The organism is Bacillus sp. JJ664, assembly GCF_036962205.1.
Lineage (GTDB): Bacteria > Bacillota > Bacilli > Bacillales > Bacillaceae_G > Gottfriedia.
In genome coordinates this window covers 1-2,137 of sequence record NZ_JBALMS010000077.1, presented here as the reverse complement: position 1 = coordinate 2,137, position 2,137 = coordinate 1, and the positions used below count along the sequence as shown (strand labels likewise).

Annotated in this window: 2 protein-coding genes; one reads left to right on the top strand and one right to left on the bottom strand. The window is 29.1% G+C overall.

What is annotated here, in order from left to right:
* Positions 1 to 84 precede the first annotated feature (84 nt).
* Entirely contained in the window at positions 85 to 849 is a 765-nt protein-coding gene (locus tag V7056_RS13365) for a DUF4397 domain-containing protein (protein WP_499702696.1), read from the top strand.
* Positions 850 to 876: 27 nt separating this feature from the next.
* Here V7056_RS13365 and V7056_RS13360 read toward each other — a convergent pair whose 3' ends face one another.
* A complete protein-coding gene (locus V7056_RS13360; RefSeq protein WP_499702694.1) occupies positions 877 to 1,980 on the bottom strand; it encodes a histidine kinase N-terminal domain-containing protein in 1,104 nt (367 codons plus the stop codon).
* Positions 1,981 to 2,137 lie beyond the last annotated feature (157 nt).

Genomic DNA, 2,137 nt, shown 5'->3' with positions numbered 1-2,137 from the left:
ATAAAAACAAATATAAAATAATTCATAATTTTCTCGTTATTGAATAGGATTTTACATGCGAAGGCTATAAAAGGAGGTATCATTTTGAATGAAAGAAAACAGAAAGATAATGATTCACTTAATTCATTAAAAAATGTGCATTCTTCTGACTTTCAATATCTTCTAACTAACTTTTTACATCAATATTATGAAAAACAAACCAATATTGTTCAAAAAATTAACGCAACAACACTTCAGAAAATTGAAGGTATTGAAGTGGAGAATATAAAACAAAAATCATTTGTCAGATTTCTGAATGTCGTTCCAACTATGTCAACTGTTCGTATCTTTCTTGATGGAATACAAATTACAGATTTATCTTATAAAAACGCATCAAATTATCTTGAACTTTCTTCAGGGAACCATCAATTTGACATATATGATTCAAATCATTTATCTCAACCTATACAAACTGTAACTATTTTTCTTGAAAAAACTCTTTATTACACTTTTGCACTGACATATGAATTAAACCAGATAAGGATTTTACAAATAGTCGATGACCCATATTTACCAATGAATGAAACAAAAATTCGTTTTATTCACCTTGCTAAGGCAGCACCACATCTCGATTTAGCAGTGAAACAAGGTGAAGGTGATGTTGTCTTTTCAAACGTTTCCTACAAAGAAACATCAGACTATCTTTCATTAACACCTATGTCAGTTAATTTGGAACTACGGTTGTCGGGAACAAAGTCAATCGTCTATCCTTTATATAAGACAAGATTTCAAAAAAATAAGATTTATGATATTATCTCAATCGGTTTGATGAATGAGGATCCAACATTTGAGGTATTGATGATAAAATAAAAAAACTCGGTTATATTCCGAGTTTTTTTATGGTCTCTTTGGTAATGTTATGTAAAATGTGGTCCACTGATCATCTGATAAACATTTAATTTCGCCTTCATGTTTTTCGATAATTTGCTTGCATACAAATAATCCAATACCTGTACCATGATTTTTTGTGGTTACAAATGGTTCAAATATTGTTAATATATTTTCTTCGTTGATTTTAGGACCATTGTTACGAATTTGAATAACAACTTTATCCCCAATGTCTGCTACTTGATATTGGATAATTTTTTGACCTTTATTTTCGGACAATGCATCAATTGAATTCATAAAAATATTTAATAATACTTGACGCAGTTCATTTCTGAATCCAGGTATGTATATGGTTTGTGTTAAACCTTCTTGTAAGACAACATTTGAATTCACAATACTTGGATATAGAAACTCAGTAATATCTTTGAAAAGATCGTTAATCAAGAAGTATTCTACAACCTGATCATGTTCTTTTTTGGAAACATGTAGAAACTGATCAATTCGAAAGTTCAATTGATGTAATTCATGGTCTATTATATCTAAATATTTTAATTGTGGATGATCTACTCGTAATAGCTTCACAAAGCCAATGATTGACGTGAGTGGATTCCTAAACTCATGTACAAAGCTAGCTGACATTTGCCCTAGAATTGTGAGTCTTTCCTTATGTGTCTCATCGATAAATTGTTTTTTTTCTTCAATGTCCTGAGTTATTATGTATGAATATCTTTTCACAGTATAATATATAAATTGATCAAATACATAATTGATTTTATCAATTAACGGTTGTACTTCTCCAATATTCTCACCAAATGCGGATAAGTGTTTGAATAATTCACTTCTACCCAAATTCGAATTATATACAAATTCCCCTATGTTGGCGATTGCTTGCGCTCGTTCCTCAGCAATTTTAAAGGACAAATCTTGAATTTGCGCTTCATCAATCTTTTCTTCTAAATATAATAATGTGAAATCAATCAATTTTGTTCCATTAATGATAATTTCAGATTTAAAAGGATCATGATCGCTAATCAACGCTTCTGAGACCCAATTTTTAACTAGCGTAGGCATGTTGTCTTTAATAAATGAACTATACCTACTTTCAATTGTCATATCAATAAGGAACACCTCCAAGTAAATACTTATTAATTAAATAGTAACAAATTTTTAAAAATTCGTTAAGTAAAAATTACAAAAAATGTCGAATTAGTAATATGGTTGTATTCTTATGCGATAAAATTACATTATTTTTTAATATATCACTGATTTT

What these genes read in the sequence shown, in the direction of transcription:
- V7056_RS13360 (WP_499702694.1), bottom strand. Translation starts at nt 1,980, where the DNA reads ATGACAATTGAAAGTAGGTATAGTTCATTTATTAAAGACAACATGCCT.